General features: G+C 71.2%; 1 protein-coding gene and 2 pseudogenes. 2 read left to right on the forward strand and 1 reads right to left on the reverse strand.

Annotated features, from left to right (window positions below):
• Positions 1-636 (forward strand): annotated as a pseudogene (locus tag ACOADB_RS12435) (phospho-sugar mutase); the annotation flags it as partial.
• A gap of 6 nt (positions 637-642) precedes the next feature.
• On the opposite strand, the gene ACOADB_RS12440 reads toward ACOADB_RS12435, so the two are convergent.
• Positions 643-1,206, reverse strand: coding sequence for a hypothetical protein (locus ACOADB_RS12440; RefSeq protein ID WP_378598799.1), 564 nt, complete (start codon positions 1,204-1,206; stop codon positions 643-645).
• A 23-nt stretch (positions 1,207-1,229) separates the two neighbouring features.
• Between ACOADB_RS12440 and ACOADB_RS12445 the strand changes: the two are divergent.
• Positions 1,230-1,738: pseudogene (locus ACOADB_RS12445) on the forward strand (deoxyribose-phosphate aldolase); the annotation flags it as partial.

A 1,738-nucleotide genomic window follows, 5' to 3' on the forward strand; every position in this document is an offset into this window, starting at 1 on the left:
GGCGTCTATGCGACGTCGATCGTGTCCTCGTCGCTGCTCGGCACGATGGCTGCCGCCCATGGCCAGCCGTACGTCGAGACCCTCACCGGCTTCAAGTGGATCGGCCGGCTGCCGGACCTCGTCTTCGGCTACGAGGAGGCGCTCGGCTACTGCGTCGACCCGACGCACGTCGCCGACAAGGACGGCGTCTCCGCGGCGCTGATGCTCTGCGAGATCGCGGCCGCGGCGAAGGCCGAGGGTCGCGGGCTGCTCGACCTGCTCGACGACATCGCCGTCACCTACGGCCTGCACGCGACCGACCAGCTGTCGGTGCGCGTGACCGACCTGTCCGTCATCGCGGCCGCCATGGCGCAGCTGCGGGCCACGCCGCCGACCACGCTCGGCGGGTCCGCCGTGGTGTCCGTGGAGGACCTGACCACCGGGTCGAAGGACCTGCCGCCGACCGACGGGCTGCGCTATCGCACCGCGGACGGCGGCCGTGTCGTCGTACGCCCGAGCGGGACGGAGCCGAAGATCAAGTGCTACCTCGAGGTGGTCGTCCCCGTCCGTGACGGAGACGTCGCGACGGCCCGCACCGAGGCGGCCACCGGCCTGCTCGCGCTGCGCACCGACATCGCGACAGCAGCGGGGCTCTGACGAGCCTCAGCTGACGAGCGCCGTCACCAGGGTCGCGACGGCCGCCACCACCAGCGCGGCGATCTCGGGCCACGCCCAGGCATGGCGGAGGGAACCCGGTTCGCCACCCAGGAACCGGGCGTCATCGATGCGGCGCTCGAGCTTCTTCTTGACCATCCAGCCGAGCGACGGATTCGACGGCTGTTCCTCGACGAGGCCGCGGGTGTCACGCCGGATCCTGCGCCGGGAGCGCCCGAAGCCACTGGCGACGTACTTGCCCTCGTCGGTGACGAACGTGGTGACGAGCTCGACCATGACCTCGGTGATCCGCGCGTACGGGATCCAGCGACTGTGCAGGATGTTGCGCAGCTCCACGTCGTGCTCGCCGAGCACCAGCGCAGGACGCAGCAGCACGGTCCAGATCAGGACCATCGCGAGCGCACCGGCCGGGTAGGCCCAGGCCGGCATGCTGTTCGTCGAGTCGAGGCTGCCCAGCACCAGCACGACCGCGACGCCGACGATCCCGCACACGCCGCCGACCATGCCGCCGGTGCTGAACCGTTCCGCCTTCTTCACGCCTTCGCTCTCCACGCCCGCAACCCTATGCTGGGCAGATGCCGACCACCGCCCCCACCGATCCCCATCCGGGACTCGCGGCGTACTCCGAAGTGACGGCCAGCGAAGCATCGCTGCGCCGGTTCCTGCACGGCCTGCCGGGCGTCGACCAGGTGGGCGCCGAAGCACGCGCAGCAGGACTCGGGACGCGCTCGATCAAGACGACCGCGAAGGCATGGGCGATCGACCTGGCCATCCGCATGGTCGACCTGACGACCCTCGAGGGCCAGGACACTCCCGGCAAGGTGCGGGCGCTCGCTGCGAAGGCGCTGCACCCGGACCCGGCCGACCCGACCTGCCCCTCGACCGCCGCCGTCTGCGTGTACGGCGACCTGGTCGGTGAGGTGAAGGCGATCGTCGGCGACCAGGTGAACGTCGCGGCCGTGGCCACCGCGTTCCCCAGCGGCCGCGCGTCCATGGACATCAAGCTCGCCGACACGCGCGACGCCGTCGCGATGGGCGCCGACGAGATCGACATGGTGATCGACCGCGGTGCCTTCCTCGCGGG

Source organism: Nocardioides sp. CPCC 206348, from assembly GCF_048654705.1.
Taxonomy (GTDB): Bacteria; Actinomycetota; Actinomycetes; order Propionibacteriales; family Nocardioidaceae; genus Nocardioides.